The sequence below is a fragment of the Nocardia coffeae genome (assembly GCF_019890715.1).
Taxonomy (GTDB): domain Bacteria; phylum Actinomycetota; class Actinomycetes; order Mycobacteriales; family Mycobacteriaceae; genus Nocardia; species Nocardia jiangxiensis.
The window spans coordinates 1-450 of record NZ_JAINZY010000082.1 but is presented as its reverse complement, the minus strand read 5'-3'; the positions used below and the strand labels follow the sequence as shown (position 1 = coordinate 450).

Annotated in this window: 1 pseudogene; it reads left to right on the top strand. The window is 58.4% G+C overall.

The features are described 5' to 3' along the window. Positions 1–450: pseudogene (locus tag K7711_RS47135) on the top strand (IS256 family transposase); the annotation flags it as partial.

The following is a 450-nucleotide window of genomic DNA, read 5'->3' as shown; positions in this document are numbered from 1 at the left end:
CGATGTGCCGCGGGATCGGAATTCGGAATTCGAGCCGCGGATGGTGCCGAAATATTCACGGCGGGTGGAGGGTTTCGACGAGTCGATCATCTCCCTGTATGCGAAGGGGTTGACGACCGGGGAAATTCAGAAGCATCTGTCTGAGATCTATGATGTGGAGGTTTCTCGGGAGTTGATTTCGAAGATCACCGACAAGGTGGTCGACGAGATGAACGATTGGCAGTCGCGCCCGCTTGAACGCGTGTATCCGATCGTGTTGATCGACGCCATTTTCGTGAAGATCCGGGACGGGAAGGTCGTCAACCGGCCGATCTAGGTCGGAGTCACTCTCGCTGGTGAGCGAGACGTGCTGGGCCTGTGGGTCGGCACCGGCGGTGAAGGGGCCAAGCATTGGGCCGGTGTCCTGGGCGAGCTGCGGAATCGTGGCGTTGCTGATGTCATGATCGTCTT